Raw genomic sequence first — 18,566 nt, forward strand, 5'->3', positions numbered from 1 at the left:
TGTGTATTAGAGACTAATGGCTCTATATAATTTTTAGTATTATAGCGTAGGTTTTATTACGTGTGTAAAAATAAGAGAAATAATTATTTTTTGGGGTATGAACAAATAAGTAGGGAAACTAAATGGAATAAATGCATAAAAACAAATTAGGGAAATAGGGAAATGAAATTATAAAAGGGAAATAGGGAACTTTTTAAATAGAATAATAAATTTTAGTTTTTTTGATCAAAACTACTTATAATGTAAAAAAATCAAGGGAGTTGTCGTGAAATGGAAAAGGTAATCATATACGGATTTAATAATGGTAAGTTTGTTAGAAGAAAAGTTGTTGAAGTAGAGAACGTAAATGAATTAAGAACAAATGATGGACTTCTTGAAGCATTTGAAAAAAGTTATAAGAGCAAAATACCACATACTTTTGTTCCGTATGGGATAGATCCAAACTATCATCCGGAGCTGATACAAATGATCAATATTGCTAAAGAAAATGTTAAGAACTACATTAATGATTTGTATTGGTATGATGTATTTTTGTATTTTACTTTTGGTAAAGAAGTGCTTTGGATGCCTTATGAAAATGGGACTTGTATATTTTCATTAAATCCCGCTGATAGTGTTGAAGTAAACGAAATGGACCAAGCGAAATTTAGTCATTATAAAGAACGTGCAAATGCTATATATCAAATGTCTAACGGTGAATTAAAAGAGATTCCCTTTAAGAAAGCGGAAGAGTTATTAGAGATAGCTAAAATCTCAACAGAAAAACATATAAAAGCAAAAGCAGTACTCTAATAAAGAGCACTGCTTTTTTTAAAAGTTTTTGGCTGCCATCTTAATGATTTTATCGACCGCACGCTCGTTATTCCCATCAGAGAAAGCTTGAATATAGTTACTCCATAGCGTGGATAAAAGTAACTCTACTGAAAAATGTTTTCCGGTTAATTCATCTAATTCAAGCAGGAACATTTCACCACGCTTCACGTTTCTTTTAGAAATTGTATAGTTAATAGTAATGTTACTTTGATATTTTTTCTTAAATATTTGTACTTGATTCGCGCCGGGGTTATTTATTTCAATAGTATCTGCTTCTAAATCATATTGAGTTAACTCTTCATACATTTTTTTAATGCTGTGTTTTTTCATATATCGCTGAATGAAATCTACATAAAGAATGTTGAGGAATTGTGATGTATCCATTGGAGTTTCATAGACGGTTTGAATATAGTCACAGATAAGTCGGGTTCTTAAATAGAGAGTGTGAGGGATAGTTACAGCTAGTTCTACTTCTGTAGACTGTCTATCGATCCAAGACTCAAACCAATGAATAATAGGACTTTTAATATTTGATAGTTGTACTTCTCTACCTAATAAATCTACTTTACTATACGATTTCATTTAAATGACCTCCTAGGTTCGCGTTCTTTTGTTATAGTCTATGGTTTGTCATTCCAATCTATGAATAAAAAATAAAACTTTTGGGAATGATAGAGCTATAAAATTAATCGGAGGTAATATGATGAAAGTAAAAGTGAGTGAAAAAGAAAAAAAGAGAGTACAAAAATTAATGAAAAAAGTGAAAGAGAAAGGACCGTTAAAACAAACAAGAATACTAAAATTTTAGTTACTTAAAGCCACTGTTATATTTAAAGATATAAGTGGCTTTTTATTTTTCTATACGAAGCAATAACAATGTAAACTGACATAAACGCTATTAGGGAGATAAAAAATGAATAGAAAATGGGTTAATTTGAAAATACCAAATGAGATAGTTCATCTAGATAACCTATGGAATATTTGGCAGCGTAAAGTGCCATATTTGAATCAGAAAGATTTAGGTTGGACTATATGGAGTTTTGCAGACAGAAATAATATTAGTCTTACAAGGGAGAACTATGCAGAGCTGGTTATTATGTTTTTAGAAGAAAATTCGTATGAGTTGAAAATAGGATTAGAAAGCTTATTGAGAAAGGACCAGCAAGAGCTAAAAAATATGGTTCGAGATGTGGACAAAATAGGGATAGGGATCCATTTACATATGGTCAATTGGGAAATAGTGTTTGACATAAAGCCTATGATATTCAACTTAGACGAAGAAAGCGCTCAAGGTGAAGTTAGTAGAATATTAGAAATGATGCCTGAAGAGCTACTTTTACAGATAGAGTTACAAGAGTTTTTCATTCCAAGTGATATGTCGAATGTACAGAGGATGATATGGTATAAAGAAGCTTGGTGTAAGTGCGTAAAAGTAAAATATAGAAGTGCCTTTCAAGAGGTGATTGAATTCATCCTTGAAGATTCTAGAAAAAAATTAAATGAACTAAAGAAAGAGTTTAATGTTAGAATTTAAGGAATGGTGTTTAGTGTTTGTTTAATTTACATACAAGTTATCTATTTATAATTTTTTTCTATTCTTGGATGCTAATACATTAGAATATGGAAAATGGTTTTAAAGGAGAATGTAGAATGTCAAGAATGGAAAAAGATTGGGTAAATCAGTTTAATAAAATATGGCGATTGTGGGTAGAGAAGGCTCCTTATTTTGTTGATCCTGATATTGGTTGGGCTATTGTAACATATATGAAAGAAGAGGATATTTCATTTATTCATAACAATCCTGTTGAGGTGTTTATTGGATTTTTACATAAAAATTATAGAATGTTGTATTTAGATTTTATTTTTAAGGAAAAAGAAGTTGATGAAGGTTTTTTTAGTCTAATTGGGTATATTAATAAATTTGAAATCGATGTTCATTTTTATTTAGAAGATTGGAAAGTTAAACTTGAACTAATTCCAATGAATGAATTTATTAATAGTGGACTGGCTTACGAAAGGGCTCTGGCTTTACTTAATGGGATGCCGGAAGAATTTCAAAGGAGAATAGAGGTTCAAGAAATGTTTATGTCTGAAAGCCTGTCTGATCAGGATAGGTTAATGTCTTATAAAAAACAATGTTGTGATTATATTACTTGTACATATAAAGACGTGATTTCTGATATGAAAAAATATGTTATATCTAACACGCACGTAAAATTAAAAGAGCTAAAGCAGGAGTTAATGATTTATAGCACAATTGGTTCAAAGTAAAATAAGTAAAAGCTAAATTTAATATAATTTGGCTTTTTTTTATTACTAATTTTCCACTTTGACATTTGTAAATTTTATAATTGAAGCATATAAAGGGGCCTTGTTAACGGGGAACGTAAAACTCGTACAAAGGAGAATTAAATGTTTAGTAATGGCCATAATAGAGTGGAAAAAGAAGTAATGAGAGGTTTAAGGAATCACTTGCCTTTCTTGTATCAAAGAGGGAAGTTAATTACAGATGTGTTCAAGTTGTTTTGCGGGGAAGACTACTTGGAATATATCGTTCAGGTATTAGAAAATGCGGACTTTACAGTTGAACCTGAGAACGGCGATTTAATCGGATGCAAAGGAAGGCGCTATCACAAATTGCAGAGTGACTTGGTTACATATGAAATGATGCTCACGTATAACTTGAAGTACGGCTTACAAGTGAGCTTAGATTATTCTGTTCGTTTGAAAATAAATGATGATGATGAAAGAATTGTCTTTTTGCTTCATAAGTATGCCCCTGAAAAAACTAATAATGAAAAACAGTTTTTAGAGTCTATGTCTTTGAAAGAGAAAGAAAGATTGTTAAATTGGTTATTAGAATTAGAAAAAGCTAAAAAAGAAGACATAGCAAAAGGGCTACGAATTGAAGAAATAAATAACTGTTTAGAACTCGGGATTTTAAACGTAGTATATGATGCAACTGCTCAAATGGTAAAAAGGGTTGGTTAAGAGTGCATTAAGAGTGGGGAAAGGATTACAATTCATTAGTTCTTCCTGGCATAGGGGCGCTTATGGGTTGTATGTTATAAGCTGGTTTATAAAACAGTTTTGAATCGTAATCGGAAAACCAATTTCTAATGGGGTAGATGTAATGAACCACCGTAAATATAAGAGAATAATGGAAACAGAAAAGGTTATTCAACGTATACAGGATGGAACAACCTATTACTGTTCAAATGAAAATTGTAAAAATAAAGTAGTGTTTAAAGACTATGAAGAAGGCAAAGTCGTATTTTGTGGAAAATGTCATACGGGTATATTTGTGAAAAACAAAAAGAAGAAAAAACGAAAATAAAACAAAAAACAAAAGACCTATCGCAATTTAGATAAGTCTTTTTGTTTTTCTGATTTAAATGCATTAACCGTATTTCTAATGGTTTCTAATGTATCTGCTGGTATATTGCTATCGCTAGAAAATTTCCGTTTTTTTTCTTGTAGAATATTCATTTTAAATTATTATAAGAAAAAATTACGGAGGTTTTATTATTATGAAAAAGGTAGTAAAGTCAGATAAGAAAATCGCACTATATTCTTTATTTATGATGATGATTTGGGCATTATTAATGGTTGTAATTGATACTAACGACACTACGTTGTTATTGATTTTTTGCTTTGCGTTTGTATTTACTTTTGGTGTTGGTATATTACCGGCATACAGACTATGGGCAAATGGCTTAAAGTTACAAACAAATCCTGAGGATCAACAAGATGAAGAGTGTACGAAGATGATTTAAGTCTATATTACAAATTATATTTTATAAAAAGCTTCGATTTAATCGTAGCTTTTTTTATTTCAAAAATAGATATAAAAAAAGAAACTACCTTTGGGTGGCCTCTTTTGCATTTATTGTGACTTTGATTATCTTAATTTAAATCTGTTTTCCCATACTGCTATTTTTTTAAGCTCTTCCTCTGTATATGGTTTAAGAAAAATATTTCTACCAAAGACGTCAGTAATTCTAGACCAACAAACAACTCCAAAAACTAATACTTGTGACAGTAGAAATAAGAATCCGATAATAATAAGTGATGAGTTCATAAAAAAACATTCCTTTCAAATTTTAAAATGAGTATACCTAATTTGGAGAGATAGGTGGAAAAAAAGTATAAAATCGAGGTGCAGAGTTACTAGCTAGGGTAGACAAGAAAAAAGACTTTTTAAGGAATATTTTGTAATCCTTTGGTACAATATTCATATTAGAATATTTGTTCGAAAGGGGAATAAGTAGATGGGTACTGCGCATAAAAGTAGATTTCTAGTGAAGCAAAGAGCGTTTTTGAAAATATATTTAATTTATATGGCTGAAAAAAAGAAGTTATATGGTTTACAATTCCAAGAAACCATAAGAGAAGAATTTATGGCTTTTGGATATCGTCCTAACCATTCTGAAATATATAAATCGCTACACGAACTCATTGATGAAGGCATACTAAAGAGAATGAAAACATTAAAACAAGGAATGAAGTTTCAAGAGGTTATTTATTATAGGATTGAAGATAAAGAGAAAGCAGATTTATATAAAAAACAATTAAAAGTAGAACTGGATAGATGTCATAATATGCTCGGAAAAGCTATAGCGGATATATATAGCTAATACAAAACATAAGTAAAGTTAAAAAAAACATTGTTTAATATATGAACAATGTTTTTTTATTTATATGTAAAGGTAGTAAGTAAAATGCGGTCTAAAATTAATCTTCACCATTAGTGAATTATTAAAATTGATTTTAGTAAATTAATAACTAATGGTAAATGGTTTTAGAAAACAGCCTTTTTATGTAAAAAACGCAAAATAAACATAGTTAAAGTGAATATAAATAATGTTTTTTCATTAAAAAACAAAAAAACAAATATTTATTTTTTCCAAACTGCATTTTAAGGATCGTATACTTGAAAATAATAAAAGGGAGGGATGTTATTTGGATTTTAAGGACAAATTTTATGAAGTGTGCAAGCAATTAGAACTGGTTAATGATTCGTTTCCGCTCCTTATAATGCAAATACCAAATCATCATTTTTTTAAGGCCCGATACAATGAAATTTTGAATACAGATTCAGAGGTAGAAAAGATTGTACAGCGATACTTAATGGATATGAAATTTATATTAGATGTAAATGGTCTACCGTTTGAAATGCAGAATGTAATTAGAACGGCTTCAGATTTTCCTTTTATTATTCAAATTGTATATGAGTATAAGAGGGGAATATACACTGATGTAGGTAAACATTATGCGACTAAAACCGAAGCACCGTATTACTTAGCGAAAGCAAAAGATCTGTTTTTCCCTGATTGGATGGTTATTCAAGAAAATTTTGGTGTAAGTAAAAATGAGTTGTTAGAAAAGTGGTTTAAAATATTCATCAAAAAAATTAATACAGAATTAAATAATGTGATTGAAAAAGAATTAAGTGAACTAGAAAAAGAGTTAACTAAAAGAATAGAAGAAATTTATAAAAAATAATATTTCCCCTATTTGAAAATATAACGATTATAATCTTAAAAATTTAGAACTTTGTCATTGTTAATAGAAACGATGACAGACAAAAAAACAAAATATTAAGGAGTGTTTTAAATGAAAGTAGCATTAGTTAAAAAAGGTGAAGTTATTCAAGGAAATGCACAATCTATTACTCAGCAGGTAAAGGAGTTATTAAGCAAAAAACTTGGTTTCGAAATTGGGCTTGAAAGTAATGCAAGCGAGATTGAAAATGAAAGGGTTTTAGATAGTGAAGAATTTAAGTTAAGATTATGTTTAGAAGAGATTCAATTGGAGAAAGATCAACACAAAAAATTAGAAGAAGTAGGATTTACTTTTGAATTTGAAAATGATACACAAAAAATCATTTCAGTTTTAGGTTTATTAGCAATTAAATGTTTTGTTGAACCAAGAACTGTTCAAATGATTCGGAATGGAGAAGTTATTTTTGAAAATCTATCCTGCGATGTAAGAGAGAAAATTGAAGAAATGATAGAAGAGAAGATTGGAATTACAGTTCAACTTCAAGAGGATGATACTGAGGATGAATTTGAAGTTTATGTCCACACTGACACTTATGAAGATTTAACGGAAGAGGAAATTGATAAAATAGAAGAGGTAGGAATAAACGAGGATCCTGTAGGTGGTACTCAAGCTATAAAAAAATATTTAGATATTGAATTCAAATATATTGATTAAGGATGGAGAAAAATGAAAAGAATTGTATTCGGAATTATTTTACCAAAAACGATCGATGAAAATTGGATTACTACATTTGCTGCTAATGAAAAGGAATTGGAATATTTCCCTGAACATAGAGCTTTAGGCCAGATAATAAATGAATCAGATGATGATAAGACGTATTCTATTGAAGAAGTTATGGAGATAGTAGCCCAGAGTGAAAAAAAGAGTTGGCATCCAAACTTCAATCATTATTTAAAAAATAAGATACGTGAAAACTCAGAGGATACACATTTTATAGTAGAACCTAGATTGTTTCCTTTGTATGATTCATTGTTAAAAAATAATATGTAAGGAATGAGGAATTGAAGATGAAGGAAAGAACAATAAATGTGAAATTCCCGGAAATTGTATCTTTAAATGTACCAGAAATGAACTGGTTAAAGGAATGTTATGAAGAATTATCTATAGAGGATAAACAAAAAGTTAAAGAAATTGGTCTTGAAAAATGTGTTACTTTTCCCGAGGAAGAATTAAAAGTACCTTTTAGTGAATCTATGAAAATTGTAAGATTTTTAATAGATCTACACGACAAATACGATATGTAAAATAAAAAAAAGAACTCATTTATGAGTTCTTTTTCTAATTCTTATTAACCTCTGAAGGATGATCTTCTTCCTCATCTACAATACTTTTTCTTAGTTTATTGAAATTAGACACAGACATTAATAATGAAAATACAAATAGGACCCAAAATGGGATAGATATACTTGCAAATAATAGGTCCATAATAAACCAAGAACTAAAAGTGATTAAGAATGAAATAAAAAAGAGTATAAGAGGGTTAGGCTCAGGTGGTAATAATTTTTGCTTTCTAGTAGCGACGTAAACCAAACCAGTAAGAGAACCAAAGACTATACTAAAAATAGAAATTGCAACACTAAACTGGAATGCATCCCAAAAGGTAGGAATAGTCATTCCTAAAAAACTAACCTGTGATATGAAGAATAGAGCTCCTGCATAAATAGCCGAGAATACTAAGAAAATTATAAGAGCTATGATCATATATATAATCAAATAATTCACCTGCTTTTATGAAAAAAGTTAGATACTATTGAGAAATAACTCATACAAATATAAGCAAAATGATGTGGTATGCAATTTTATTTAGAAAGAATTTATTTCAAAATCATTGTTTCTCTTGAGCTATAATATAAACAATGAATGGTTTATATGTAATAGAATTAATCTAGAATAGATTATATTTTATTGCTTAATGAAAGGTGAGAAAGATGAGTCTACAAGATTTATTAGAAAAAGCATTAGAGATTGCAATAGAATGTCATAAAGGTCAAGTTGATAAGGGTGGGAATCCATATATCTTGCATCCGTTGGCCGTGGCAAGTAGAGTACATAAATTAGAAGAGAAGATAGTAGCTATATTACACGATGTAGTCGAAGATACATATATGACACTTGATCGTCTACGAGAAATTGGTTTCCCGGAATACATAGTCCTAGCGGTTGATTCTGTTACTAGAAGAGATGGGGAAGCCTATGACGAGTTTTTATTTCGTTCAAGCTTAAACTGTATTGGTAGGGTTGTTAAAATAGCTGATATATTAGAAAACAGTAATTTTGATAGAATACCTAAAGAGATTCAAATTAAGCTTGGGGAAAAACAAATAACGAGATTGAAGAAAAAATATGCTAGAGCATTATCTATACTTACTAAGCCGGGATGGGTATTTAGGGATAGAAAATGGTTTGAAAATCCGAAACTTGTTTTTGATAAAAACGAGTAAATTGGAAACCTTCATTTTAAATGAGGGTTTTATTTGTAATTTGCGATTATAAGGATGTTTTTTTATATAAATTACCTTAATTAGTGTATGATGATAAAGGATAAAAATTATAGAGGTGAAACAATGAATAAAGCTATTAAAACTTTTGAAGACATAAAGAAAGATGCTCTTCAAGAAGGACCACAGGCCTATGGTGAAGTTATGGCGACAGAGATATTTGGACAGATGATGGCTATACGTGATCAGAAGGGGATTTCACAAAGAAAATGGTCAGAACTTAGTGGTGTAGCCCAAAAAACCATTTCTAGATTGGAGAACGGTTTGGATACACCAAGGTTACAAACAGCCCTAAAGCTTGCTTCTGCTTTGGGATATTCTATGAAATTAGTACCCCTTGATGAAGATAAATAAACAAAAAGACCTTCTCTTGATAATGAGATGGTCTTTTTTATTTATACTATTTTACTGAATCCTTTTTATCTTTTGCTCTACCTCTATTGAAGTAGAAGAAGATTGGAAGTGGAATGATGATAAAACCTAAACTTCTAATGACAGTATTTAATGCTTCTTGTTTCGTTCTCTCTTTATTGTCTTCAACGTTGTTATCGTATTCTGCACGAATTTGTTCTTCACTTAAAGTTTGATTCGTATCTTTAAATTGGCTCATTTTCATCTGTTTAAAAGAGTTATAAGTTTCATAGTAAGGGGTAGGACTAATAAGGTCGGATAACCCCATAAATGCCCCAATTCCACCTCCTATCGATAACATAAGAGTTGCAAATAAAACTAGATGAATATATAACTGTCTAAACACGTTTTCTCCACCTTCCTCTTTCCACTTAAGAGCAGCAAGAATAATAAAAGCGATGACTGCAATTGGTAAACCTAATAATAAGAATGGAATAATAATCAATGAACTCCCTCCTTAATTAATTATATTTATCAAGAGTAGAGTAATGCCTTTTTCTAAATAAAAAAGATAGTCATTCCGAGTGATACTTAACTTCATTAAGTATTTTGTGTTTTTACTATACATATGAAAAAATATGATTATATTTAGTATCATAATAAGGCTAATGAGTGCTTTATTCCTTTTTAAAAATAGAGGGTGATCCAATGTTGGTTAAAGATAAAGTTGCTGTTATTACTGGTGGTGCATCAGGTATAGGGAGAGAAACTTCGTTAAAATATGCTCGTGAAGGAGCTAAAGTAGTAGTTGCTGACTTTAACGAAGCTGGTGGTACAGAAACTGTGAAACTAATCAAAAAAGAGGGCGGCGAAGCAGTCTTCTATAAAGTGGATGTTACGAAGTATGATGAAGTTGAGAAGTTAGTTGAATTTACTGTAGATACATATAAAACAATTGATGTAATGTTCAATAATGCTGGTATTGGTGGTGCAGGTGTAGTTAATAATCAAGACTTAGAATTATACCATAAAGTTATAAATGTAAATCAGCACGGTGTAACTTATGGAATTATGGCAGCAAGTAAAAAAATGATTGAACTTGGTGTAAAAGGTGTAATAATTAATACTGCTTCAGTATTTGGATATATGGCCTCTGTTGGTACTTTTGCTTATCACGCTACAAAAGGTGCAGTGGTAATGATGACGAAATCAGCTGCATTAGACTTAGCACCATATGGAATAAGAGTTGTAGCAATTGCTCCAGGTTTTGTTGAAACACCGATTGTAGAAACATATAAGAAAATGGGAATAGAAGATAAACTTAAAGCTCTTCAAATGGGTAAAGAATATATCCAGCCAGAACAGATTGCCGATGTAGTGTGCTTATTAGCAACTAAAGAAGCGAGAATGGTAAACGGTAGTGTTGTAATGGTAGATGATGGTTTTGCATCCTTTAAGTCATACTTAGGTTAAGGTATTAAGAGGTTATGAATTTCATAACCTCTTTTCTGTTGAATAAATAACTAGAAAAATTTTAAATAAAAAAACATAAACCTGTTTATGTTTTTTCCACTTTCAATTTTCATTAAAGTAAAATTGGCTTATAAAACGTATAAAGGAAAAGGGGCTCCTATTATGAAAGCGGTTTTAAAGATTGAATGGATTTTTGAAAGTGAACAAGGTGTAAAAGAAATAGAATGTATGAACATTGAAGAAGCAGAGGAACTAAGAATGCAAATGATTGAAAAAGAGAAAAAAGAAAGTGAAATCAAAATAAAATCAAATGTTAAAGTTCCGCATTTTAATATGATTTCTTTAGCAAGCATTGTTAGAAGTAAAGAGGGAGTATGGGATGAAAGCCCTACATATTATAACTATGTTATAGAAGAAGTAAGTGCATAGGTAGAAGTGTAAAAATCACTAGGGAAAAATTCGCTAGTGATTTTTTATTTGAAATTTTTTAGTGTCCGAAAACGGCATAATTTCAAGGGGTTCAAGATTCTTACAAAACTGTAAGGGAGGAGGTGTAATGCTATAAGTTAATGCGATCAATGAAACAAGTAGCATTTTTATATATACAATGGGGGAATATGATAATGATTAAGAAGGTAATAGGTTTTAGTTTAGCGGCAACATTTGCAGCTGTAGCATTAACAGGGTGTGGACTTCTACCACAAAAATCAAATGGTTTGATACTATATGGTTCGGATCAACAAATTGATAGTCAGATTAAAAAATATAATAAAGATTTAAAAGATAATAATTCATTTAAGATCAAAATATTAGAAGTAAACAAACAAAAGACTCTAGTTATGAGTAAAAATACTGCTGAGGAACTAATTAAAATTGAAGCGCTGCGACAAGTTGAAGGAGAAAATACTAAACCGATAGATAAATTACCCGAGGTAACAAAAGAAAAGGCTATAATGTTCGCTAAAAATGAAATGAAAGATTTTAAGGTTGATGGAAAAAACTATACGATAAAATATGAAGGGAATATTATTATAGGGAATGGTCGTACTTATGTGGATTCGTTCTTAATTATAGATGATAGTGAGTTTGAGAGTATCTCGGGTACTGAGAAAACAATGGGGTTATTAAAATTCAATAAGGATCCTAAAAATGAAACAATAAACGTATCCAAAGAAACTGAAAAGTTCCAAATGGTGACGTTTAAAAAGTAATATGATTTAAAATAAAGACCTAAAGTGATAGGTCTTTATTTTTGATAAAATTTAATGATAAATAGGAATATAATGTTATATTATTAAAGTAATATATAACCTACTAGGAGGAAATGGAATGAAAAAAGGATTATTGGCACTATCAGTTGTATTAGGGGTATCTTTAGTAGGATGTTCTTCAAATGAAGAAGCTAAAGATAAAAAAGAAGTAAAAACAGAAGAAGTAAAAACTAATCAATCGAAGTCAGAAAACAAACAGGCTGAGGCAAGTAAAAAACCAGAAGAAAAGAAAGAAGCAAATACTACTGATAAAGCAGGAGAAGAATTTGAAGTGAAATGGAATGATAATGTTTCCATTGATAATAATACTATCTCTGTAAAAGTAGATACCAACTTAAAAGACGGTACTAAAATCTTGTACGAAGTTCGAAATTCTGGAAATGATAAAGATAGACTTGATGGGCAGTTAGAAGTACAAGGTGGTAAAGTAACTGGACAACTTGATATTAGTCAGTTTAAGCCAGGGAAAGTAACTGCAAAAGTGAGATTCTATCCATTCCAACAAACTAAAGAATTACAGCAAATTTATGGTGGTACTGGTGAGAAAATTAAAGGTGATAAAGTTGTAGAAAAGAGTGTAGGTAAGGTTGTAGCTGTGGATAAGGTTTATAACAAGCGCTAATATGAATAGTAAATAAAGACCTAATAAGTAGGTCTTTATTTTTTTGTATATAAGTGCAGATGTATTGGGAGGTTCTATATAAATAAAGATTATTAATTATCCCATTATAAGAGAATTAGATATAAAATGTGATTAATACTAAGATTGATCTTGTATGAAAGGAAATACAAAAAGGAGATGTAAGAAATATGTTTTATGTTGAATGTTCTTGCGGAGCGAAGAGTAAAATTGAATTATCCGAAGTTATAGGTGAGGGTAGAAAAGGTAAAGAGATTGTTGTAGATGGAGAAGTAGACATTGTTATTGGTGATTATGAATTGTTGAATGTTTATTGTTCAAGCTGTGAAGTGGAATTAAATGATAAAGAAAAAACTTATAAACTGTAAAGAGAAAGGGGCTACGATAGTACGTCCTTTTTAATTTGTGTAGGATTTAAACGATGTGAAATAATTCCCATATATTATTGATATTTTATATGAAATGCATAGATTGTTACTGGAAATGTCTTTTGCTGTGGTAGAAGAAGGTGATGAGTTGCGAACGATTTCCAAAAAAATAGTAGGCGTACTTACTATTTCGCTTACAGCAAGTTTTTTAATGACAAACGCTCTAATGTATTACAGTGTATACGATAAAACGCTTGAAGCAGCAGGTATTGAAGCATATGGTTGTGCAAATATTACGACTGGTCTATTAAATCCAGAAGATGTACAAAAAGTTTTAAAAGGGGATAAAGAAACTGTTGAAAAAGTGGGAGATCAAATTGAGTGGACAGTAAAACATAAAGATATATTTGATGCTCAATACATATTAGATTTAAAAGGAAACATCGTTGCTTCAGATAGTAACTTATTAAAGAGTGGCTCTAAAATTGGTGATAAGCATCCGATTGACCCTGAATTAATTCATCATTTAAAAGATATGAAGCATCCTGTTTTTTCTGAAGTCTATGAATTTAATGGAAAAGAAAAGGTGACAGGATTTGCACCTATATTTAAAGATCAGGATCCAAATAAAGAAGTGATAGCAATAAGTGCTATTGATTTTGACGCTTCTATTGTAACTCAAAGAACATTAGAAACGATTGGTTCATCTGTTTTACTTAGTGCGATTCCATTGTTATTAGTATTAGTTGTTACGGCACTATTTGTAAATAGAATCATAAGACCGATTAGAATTGTTTCTGATAAAGTAAATGAGGTAAGTAAAGGGGATTTATCTAAAGAAAAGCTTTTATTTAAAAACAAAGATGAAATAGGGATGTTAGCTGAAGACTTCAACTCATTGACTGGTAGATTTAAAGATATAATAGGTGATGTTTCATTGAATACCGCTCATTTAGCTGCTACTTCTGAAGAGTTGTATGCTAGTGCTCAGAATATATCTAGTATTTCAGATAAAAATACAAACAGACTAGTCGAAGTTAACGATATGTCTGAAACACAATCGAATCATATGACCGAAATAGCTACAATTATTCATAACCTATCAAATCATATACAAATTATTTCAGAGCAATTGAACACATTTAGTTCAATTTCTAAAAATACTGTAGAAGAGGCGATTGCAGGAGAAGGAGTAATTGAAGAAACAAACTATCAAATGCAAAACATTGTAACGAAAATAGAAACTTTAACACAGACTATGATGTCATTACAGCTAAAGTCTAAGAAGATTGATAAAATAATAGAAGTCATTAGTGCAGGTTCGGAACAAACGAACATTATTTCTATGAATGCTGCGATAGAAGCAAATAAGGCAGGAGAGAGTGGTAAGGGCTTCGCGGTAGTAGCTGGTGAGGTTCGTCGATTAGCAGAAGAATCGTCAAGCTCTACAGGAATGATAAGGGAATTGCTAAATGAAATTCAAAAAGAAATAAATGAAGCGTTAAATGAAAGTAAAGAGGGGAATAAGGAAGCTAATGAGGGGATGTCTAAAGTAAAAGAAGCTGGGGAATCGTTTAATCAAATCTCCACTCGTATTAAAATGGTAAGCCAAGAAATTACTACTGCTTCTGAATCGGTAGAATCTGTATCGAGTGAAATAGAAGAGATTATAGAGAAAATGGATCATATAGTGAAGCTTCTTGATGATACAACTAAAAATATTTATGAAACATCTACAGCTATAAATGATCAAAATAGTTCATTTAAAGAAATAGTTGATGTAACGAATAGTATTTCAAAAACATCAGAACAATTAAAAGAGATAATAGGGTATTTCAAAATATAATAGAAAAAGACTAATCGATTTAATGATTAGTCTTTTTTACTTTAACAAGCCAAGCAAAATTGCCATCCTCTTATAACTTCTTGAGTATATTCAATTAAGACTTCGATTGACTTTAAATTGAAGTTTGTAAAGTCGAAAGTATATCCTCTAAATTGAACAAAAGGGTTTTCTGGTGTTGCGTTTTGTAATTCCTGAAGAAATATTTTCATATCACCTGATAAGCCATCGTATCGAAAATGAATTGAATCTATTATTTGAACGTCCTTTTTATTAATAGGTTCTCCTACTGTACCTGGGGGCTGGATATGAAATATTTTAAGAGTGCGTGTAAAACTATCTGCCCCAATTGACATAGTCCCATAACCAAATTTCAAAACTTTGTTTTCAATCATTATTTTGCCTCACTTTTGTTTTTCTATATTATAAGTTGCAAACGTCCTAATTAGGAAAAAATAAATGGAATAATGAATATCGCACCAGTATTGAATTTAATATGAAAGTTCATTAGTACGAAACATTATCTATATAATAAAACTCACTTATTTATGTGAGTTATTTTTCAACTCCAAGTTGTTTTGCAATAATGTTTTGTAACGTGTGATTGTTTGCGGCAAAACTAGATGCACGGGTAACATTATTTTAAGTTGATTTTGGTAGTTTTAATTCTTTGTTTGTACTTGTACTTCTCTTGAGGAATTTCTCTGCATCTTTAACGGCTCTCTCTAAGTTAATTCTACTACTAGGCAATGTAATCATCCTCTCAAAATATGAAATATGTATTAAGTACCTGTTTGTTAGTTTTAGCTACTTTATATAAAATATATATATGGTTAACAAATAATAAAAGATATTTTAGAAAGAAGTACATTGTATATGAATGTATATGCTGAAGCTGTAAAATGTGGTTTTGGTGTAGTGACAATTGAAAAGTTATTGTTTCTTGAACACGTAATGGAGCATATGGTTGAATTAGAATCCTTGTTGAAGTCAAATATCGACAGTGAATGATATATAAGGAAGAGAATTGTGCTAGGTTGTAATACTTATGGTATAAACGAATAAAAACGCGAAGGTATCTGTAGCCTTTGCGTTTTTATTTGCTGAAACATAATATATTTGTGTTTAGTTTGAATTATTGGATTGAACTAATTATCCGTTATTGTTTTTTAAAGTGTTCCACTTATTCACAGATTTCATTAGTGAATTAGATAACTCCTGAAGCTCTCCGTTACTTAAATAGAAAGGTTTTAATGAGAAGAAAGGTTTCCTAAATTTGAACCAATTATCTACACCTGTGTAGTGGTATAAAAAACTATGTTCTAATACATATTTTTGTTCTTTATAAATGAAATAAAAGTAAAAAGTTTTGATTTTCCCGCTGCGATCTCTTTTGAAATCATATAATTCCATTTCAGATAATACCTTTTGAACTCGTGGTAATGTAGTTGTATGAACTTCTTCTTTGAATATGTGAACTAAAGTCATTTTTTTGTACCTCGAATAATAATTATTTTTTTCAATTTTGTATTCTTTCTTTGCGAAAATAAAATACAAACCATTTCAAGGTTTTTATTTTTATGACTTTTATAAAAAACTTTTTATATTTTTACCTTTTTTTATTCGGAAAGATATATAATGAAATAAGTAAAAGAGGAAATTTAATATATGCTTTAGGAGAGAAGAAATATGGAAACATTAGTAGTTTACACAAAATCTGGATGCGCTTCTTCAAGGAAGGCAGTAAAGTTTTTAGATGAAAATAACATACCATATAAAAGAGTTAGATTAGGGAAAGAATGTACAATGAGTACAACGCACTTAAATGAATTGATTAGGAAATCACCTACTGGTTTTGAAGGGTTAGTTAATCGTAATAAGCTAAAGGATCTGTTAGATTTAAGTGTAAAAGAATGTAAGCAATTCTTAACAGATAATCCTACTTATTTTAAAACACCAATATTAATCGGAAGACATAATTTTTATGTTGGATATAATGACAATTTTATGAGTGTATTCTTCACGAGAGAGCTTAGAAAGCAACAATTAAAAGAATTAATGGCATTAGCTGGTTAATAATATACATATTTAGGCTCTTTGGAAAAGAAGGGTCTTTTAAATAGACTATTGAATGGGATATCACTATAATATTGTGGTGATAATCCTGAAATGGTGGATATAATATTTGGTACCGTATATACAAAATAGGAGTGATGCTTGTGTGCAATAGATCTAAATCATAAGTAGGTAGTAAACGGGTAGCACCGTAATTCTAACCTGCCTACGGGTGAGAAAGGTTGAATAATAATCATTTAGAATTTATTAAGTGGCAAGAACAGCAACAACAACTGGGATATAAAAAGGTTTATGGGGAAAAGGGTACTAAAAAACCGGATGATCCTCAAAAGGAAAAGAAATATGAGCGTGAATTAAAAAGAAAACATTATATCCATTGGTATAAACACGAAAATGCTTGTAGCAAGAAAGTAGTTAAAAAGAGGTTTAGACAAAAATGGAAAAGAGAGCGTGAACAAGGTGAATGGCATACTCCAATTAATAGGGAGTATAGAACATATGGTTATGAAACTTGGTGAAAGAAGAGGTATCCCCTCTTCTTTTTTTGTGCCTAATAAAACTTCAAGTAAAGGATTTATTGAAAATCCTCCAAAAAACTAGAATCCAATTACAATCAGAAAAAAATAAAGGGGGATTTTGATATGTTAATTGTTTACGCATCAAAAACGGGTAAAGTGAGAAGCTTTGTAAATAAATTAGGAATGAGAGCGGTGGAAATAAAAGATGAGGTGATCTTAACAGAACCGTTTGTATTGATTACATATACAATTGGTTTTGGCCAAGTGCCTGATGAGGTTCAAAATTTTCTCGAAGATAACCATATATATTTACGTGGAGTTATATCAAGCGGTAATAGAAATTGGGGAAACAATTTTGGTAAAGCGGCAGATATCATTTCACAAAAGTATAGACTAGCGGACGGAAGTAATATTCCGCTTCTTCATAAATTTGAAATGGCTGGAACAAATAAAGATATTGAAATAGTTCGTAATAGAATTCTTTATGAAATTGCAGCTTAGCTATAAGTAAAAAAAATAGGGTATTTCGGTTAAGGAAATACTCCTTTTTAACGGAAAGTTTTTTACATACAATTACGAATTAAATATATAATATCTACACATTAAGAAAAGGGGATTTCGTAATGAAAAGGAAGAAACTTATCCTATTGGCTGGTGTTTGTTTTTTGATAGGGGTACTTGGAGTGAATTTGGATTTTGTACAAAAATACACTTTTGCTGGAAATAAATATAAAGTAATTAATACTAATGAAAAAGTAGGGACTGGAATAACAGTAATGCCGAACAAATAAAAAAGACTTATTCGAAATGATAAGTCTTTTTATATTTGTTATTCAAATGTAAGAGGATCTCCATTGAAAGGTGCATTGGCAACTTTAATAGATTCTGTTGGACAACCTTCAGCTGCATCCTCTAAATCTTCTTGAAGCTCTGATGGTGCTTCGATAGTTCCAGTATTATCATCTAAAATGTTTTCTGCCATACCTTCATCATCGTAATCAAAAATATCGGGTGCAGCTGCCCCGCAAGCCCCACAAGCTATACAAGTATCTTTATCTACAATAGTAAATGATGCCATCTTTGTAACCTCCTAAAATATATTTGGTTAACAAAGAATTTCCAAAAGAAATGTTTTTTCCTTCCTGCCTCA

General features: G+C 30.4%; 31 protein-coding genes. 24 read left to right on the plus strand and 7 right to left on the minus strand.

Translation table 11 applies throughout. The annotated features are described in order from the left end of the window. Positions 1–270: 270 nt before the first annotated feature. Entirely contained in the window at positions 271–792 is a 522-nt protein-coding gene (locus tag VF726_RS14780; protein ID WP_440169409.1) for a hypothetical protein, read from the plus strand. A gap of 18 nt (positions 793–810) precedes the next feature. Here the strand turns inward: VF726_RS14780 and VF726_RS14785 are convergent, their stop codons facing one another. After that, complete coding sequence (locus VF726_RS14785; protein ID WP_440169411.1) at positions 811–1,395, minus strand: hypothetical protein; 585 nt, start codon at positions 1,393–1,395, stop codon at positions 811–813. 331 nt (positions 1,396–1,726) lie between these two features. Between VF726_RS14785 and VF726_RS14790 the strand changes: the two genes are divergently transcribed. The 5 genes from VF726_RS14790 to VF726_RS14810 all read left to right on the plus strand — a co-directional run bounded on the left by VF726_RS14790 (position 1,727) and on the right by VF726_RS14810 (position 4,589). Next, positions 1,727–2,347, plus strand: a complete 621-nt coding sequence (locus tag VF726_RS14790) for a hypothetical protein (protein WP_440169414.1) — start codon at positions 1,727–1,729, stop codon at positions 2,345–2,347. A 116-nt stretch (positions 2,348–2,463) separates the two neighbouring features. After that, the gene (locus VF726_RS14795; RefSeq protein ID WP_440169415.1) at positions 2,464–3,084 is read left to right on the plus strand and encodes a hypothetical protein; all 621 of its coding nucleotides are present in this window, start codon (positions 2,464–2,466) and stop codon (positions 3,082–3,084) included. Positions 3,085–3,225: 141 nt separating this feature from the next. Beyond that, positions 3,226–3,804: a hypothetical protein gene (locus VF726_RS14800; RefSeq protein WP_440169417.1), complete on the plus strand. Its 579-nt coding sequence runs from the start codon at positions 3,226–3,228 to the stop codon at positions 3,802–3,804. A gap of 142 nt (positions 3,805–3,946) precedes the next feature. Next, positions 3,947–4,150, plus strand: coding sequence for a hypothetical protein (locus VF726_RS14805; protein WP_440169420.1), 204 nt, complete (start codon positions 3,947–3,949; stop codon positions 4,148–4,150). Between the two features lie 193 nt (positions 4,151–4,343). Beyond that, the gene (locus VF726_RS14810) at positions 4,344–4,589 is read left to right on the plus strand and encodes a hypothetical protein (RefSeq protein ID WP_440169422.1); all 246 of its coding nucleotides are present in this window, start codon (positions 4,344–4,346) and stop codon (positions 4,587–4,589) included. Between the two features lie 125 nt (positions 4,590–4,714). On the opposite strand, the gene VF726_RS14815 is transcribed toward VF726_RS14810, so the two are convergent. Further along, positions 4,715–4,894 (minus strand): hypothetical protein, encoded by a 180-nt coding sequence (locus VF726_RS14815; RefSeq protein WP_440169424.1) that lies wholly within the window; start codon positions 4,892–4,894, stop codon positions 4,715–4,717. A 190-nt stretch (positions 4,895–5,084) separates the two neighbouring features. Between VF726_RS14815 and VF726_RS14820 the strand changes: the two genes are divergently transcribed. The 5 genes from VF726_RS14820 (at position 5,085) to VF726_RS14840 (ending at position 7,622) form a co-directional block, all read left to right on the plus strand. Further along, the gene (locus VF726_RS14820) at positions 5,085–5,450 is read left to right on the plus strand and encodes a Replication termination protein (protein WP_440169427.1); all 366 of its coding nucleotides are present in this window, start codon (positions 5,085–5,087) and stop codon (positions 5,448–5,450) included. Between the two features lie 325 nt (positions 5,451–5,775). Next, a complete protein-coding gene (locus VF726_RS14825) occupies positions 5,776–6,318 on the plus strand; it encodes a hypothetical protein (RefSeq protein WP_440169430.1) in 543 nt (180 codons plus the stop codon). Between the two features lie 111 nt (positions 6,319–6,429). After that, positions 6,430–7,032: a hypothetical protein gene (locus tag VF726_RS14830; RefSeq protein WP_440169432.1), complete on the plus strand. Its 603-nt coding sequence runs from the start codon at positions 6,430–6,432 to the stop codon at positions 7,030–7,032. A 12-nt stretch (positions 7,033–7,044) separates the two neighbouring features. Next, positions 7,045–7,368, plus strand: coding sequence for a hypothetical protein (locus VF726_RS14835; RefSeq protein ID WP_440169434.1), 324 nt, complete (start codon positions 7,045–7,047; stop codon positions 7,366–7,368). A 17-nt stretch (positions 7,369–7,385) separates the two neighbouring features. Further along, positions 7,386–7,622, plus strand: coding sequence for a hypothetical protein (locus VF726_RS14840; protein WP_440169436.1), 237 nt, complete (start codon positions 7,386–7,388; stop codon positions 7,620–7,622). Positions 7,623–7,656: 34 nt separating this feature from the next. Here VF726_RS14840 and VF726_RS14845 read toward each other — a convergent pair whose 3' ends face one another. Continuing rightward, positions 7,657–8,091, minus strand: coding sequence for a hypothetical protein (locus VF726_RS14845; protein WP_440169439.1), 435 nt, complete (start codon positions 8,089–8,091; stop codon positions 7,657–7,659). Between the two features lie 215 nt (positions 8,092–8,306). Here VF726_RS14845 and VF726_RS14850 point away from each other — a divergent pair, with 215 nt between their 5' ends. Beyond that, entirely contained in the window at positions 8,307–8,819 is a 513-nt protein-coding gene (locus tag VF726_RS14850; protein ID WP_440169441.1) for an HD domain-containing protein, read from the plus strand. Between the two features lie 123 nt (positions 8,820–8,942). Continuing rightward, positions 8,943–9,230 (plus strand): helix-turn-helix domain-containing protein, encoded by a 288-nt coding sequence (locus VF726_RS14855; RefSeq protein ID WP_440169443.1) that lies wholly within the window; start codon positions 8,943–8,945, stop codon positions 9,228–9,230. Positions 9,231–9,276: 46 nt separating this feature from the next. On the opposite strand, the gene VF726_RS14860 is transcribed toward VF726_RS14855, so the two are convergent. Then, positions 9,277–9,732: a hypothetical protein gene (locus tag VF726_RS14860; RefSeq protein WP_440169445.1), complete on the minus strand. Its 456-nt coding sequence runs from the start codon at positions 9,730–9,732 to the stop codon at positions 9,277–9,279. A 203-nt stretch (positions 9,733–9,935) separates the two neighbouring features. Between VF726_RS14860 and VF726_RS14865 the strand changes: the two genes are divergently transcribed. The 6 genes from VF726_RS14865 (at position 9,936) to VF726_RS14890 (ending at position 14,825) form a co-directional block, all read left to right on the plus strand. After that, complete coding sequence (locus tag VF726_RS14865) at positions 9,936–10,700, plus strand: SDR family NAD(P)-dependent oxidoreductase (RefSeq protein WP_440169448.1); 765 nt, start codon at positions 9,936–9,938, stop codon at positions 10,698–10,700. A gap of 162 nt (positions 10,701–10,862) precedes the next feature. Continuing rightward, complete coding sequence (locus VF726_RS14870) at positions 10,863–11,129, plus strand: hypothetical protein (RefSeq protein ID WP_440169451.1); 267 nt, start codon at positions 10,863–10,865, stop codon at positions 11,127–11,129. A 194-nt stretch (positions 11,130–11,323) separates the two neighbouring features. Beyond that, entirely contained in the window at positions 11,324–11,911 is a 588-nt protein-coding gene (locus tag VF726_RS14875; protein WP_440169453.1) for a lipoprotein BA_5634 family protein, read from the plus strand. A gap of 118 nt (positions 11,912–12,029) precedes the next feature. After that, positions 12,030–12,593: a hypothetical protein gene (locus VF726_RS14880; RefSeq protein WP_440169456.1), complete on the plus strand. Its 564-nt coding sequence runs from the start codon at positions 12,030–12,032 to the stop codon at positions 12,591–12,593. A gap of 188 nt (positions 12,594–12,781) precedes the next feature. Continuing rightward, the gene (locus VF726_RS14885) at positions 12,782–12,979 is read left to right on the plus strand and encodes a hypothetical protein (RefSeq protein ID WP_440169458.1); all 198 of its coding nucleotides are present in this window, start codon (positions 12,782–12,784) and stop codon (positions 12,977–12,979) included. Between the two features lie 115 nt (positions 12,980–13,094). Then, complete coding sequence (locus VF726_RS14890) at positions 13,095–14,825, plus strand: methyl-accepting chemotaxis protein (RefSeq protein WP_440169460.1); 1,731 nt, start codon at positions 13,095–13,097, stop codon at positions 14,823–14,825. Positions 14,826–14,866: 41 nt separating this feature from the next. Here the strand turns inward: VF726_RS14890 and VF726_RS14895 are convergent, their stop codons facing one another. Continuing rightward, the gene (locus tag VF726_RS14895) at positions 14,867–15,217 is read right to left on the minus strand and encodes a hypothetical protein (RefSeq protein ID WP_440169462.1); all 351 of its coding nucleotides are present in this window, start codon (positions 15,215–15,217) and stop codon (positions 14,867–14,869) included. A gap of 481 nt (positions 15,218–15,698) precedes the next feature. Here VF726_RS14895 and VF726_RS14900 point away from each other — a divergent pair, with 481 nt between their 5' ends. Continuing rightward, a complete protein-coding gene (locus VF726_RS14900) occupies positions 15,699–15,833 on the plus strand; it encodes a hypothetical protein (protein WP_440169464.1) in 135 nt (44 codons plus the stop codon). A 141-nt stretch (positions 15,834–15,974) separates the two neighbouring features. On the opposite strand, the gene VF726_RS14905 is transcribed toward VF726_RS14900, so the two are convergent. After that, a complete protein-coding gene (locus VF726_RS14905; protein ID WP_088363164.1) occupies positions 15,975–16,310 on the minus strand; it encodes a hypothetical protein in 336 nt (111 codons plus the stop codon). Positions 16,311–16,511: 201 nt separating this feature from the next. On the opposite strand from VF726_RS14905, the gene VF726_RS14910 reads away from it, so the two are divergent. The 4 genes from VF726_RS14910 to VF726_RS14925 all read left to right on the plus strand — a co-directional run bounded on the left by VF726_RS14910 (position 16,512) and on the right by VF726_RS14925 (position 18,207). Further along, positions 16,512–16,898 (plus strand): ArsC/Spx/MgsR family protein, encoded by a 387-nt coding sequence (locus VF726_RS14910; protein WP_440169467.1) that lies wholly within the window; start codon positions 16,512–16,514, stop codon positions 16,896–16,898. A gap of 221 nt (positions 16,899–17,119) precedes the next feature. Next, positions 17,120–17,416 carry a hypothetical protein gene (locus VF726_RS14915; RefSeq protein ID WP_440169470.1) on the plus strand — a complete coding sequence of 99 codons (297 nt, stop codon included), beginning with the start codon at positions 17,120–17,122 and terminating at the stop codon, positions 17,414–17,416. A 123-nt stretch (positions 17,417–17,539) separates the two neighbouring features. Continuing rightward, positions 17,540–17,917 carry a class Ib ribonucleoside-diphosphate reductase assembly flavoprotein NrdI gene (gene nrdI, locus VF726_RS14920; RefSeq protein WP_440169472.1) on the plus strand — a complete coding sequence of 126 codons (378 nt, stop codon included), beginning with the start codon at positions 17,540–17,542 and terminating at the stop codon, positions 17,915–17,917. Between the two features lie 122 nt (positions 17,918–18,039). After that, complete coding sequence (locus VF726_RS14925; protein WP_440169475.1) at positions 18,040–18,207, plus strand: hypothetical protein; 168 nt, start codon at positions 18,040–18,042, stop codon at positions 18,205–18,207. A gap of 38 nt (positions 18,208–18,245) precedes the next feature. Here VF726_RS14925 and VF726_RS14930 read toward each other — a convergent pair whose 3' ends face one another. After that, a complete protein-coding gene (locus tag VF726_RS14930) occupies positions 18,246–18,494 on the minus strand; it encodes a ferredoxin (protein WP_440169478.1) in 249 nt (82 codons plus the stop codon). Positions 18,495–18,566: the final 72 nt, after the last annotated feature.

Source organism: Bacillus sp. Brlt_9 (genome assembly GCF_051948935.1).
Lineage (GTDB): Bacteria > Bacillota > Bacilli > Bacillales > Bacillaceae_G > Bacillus_A.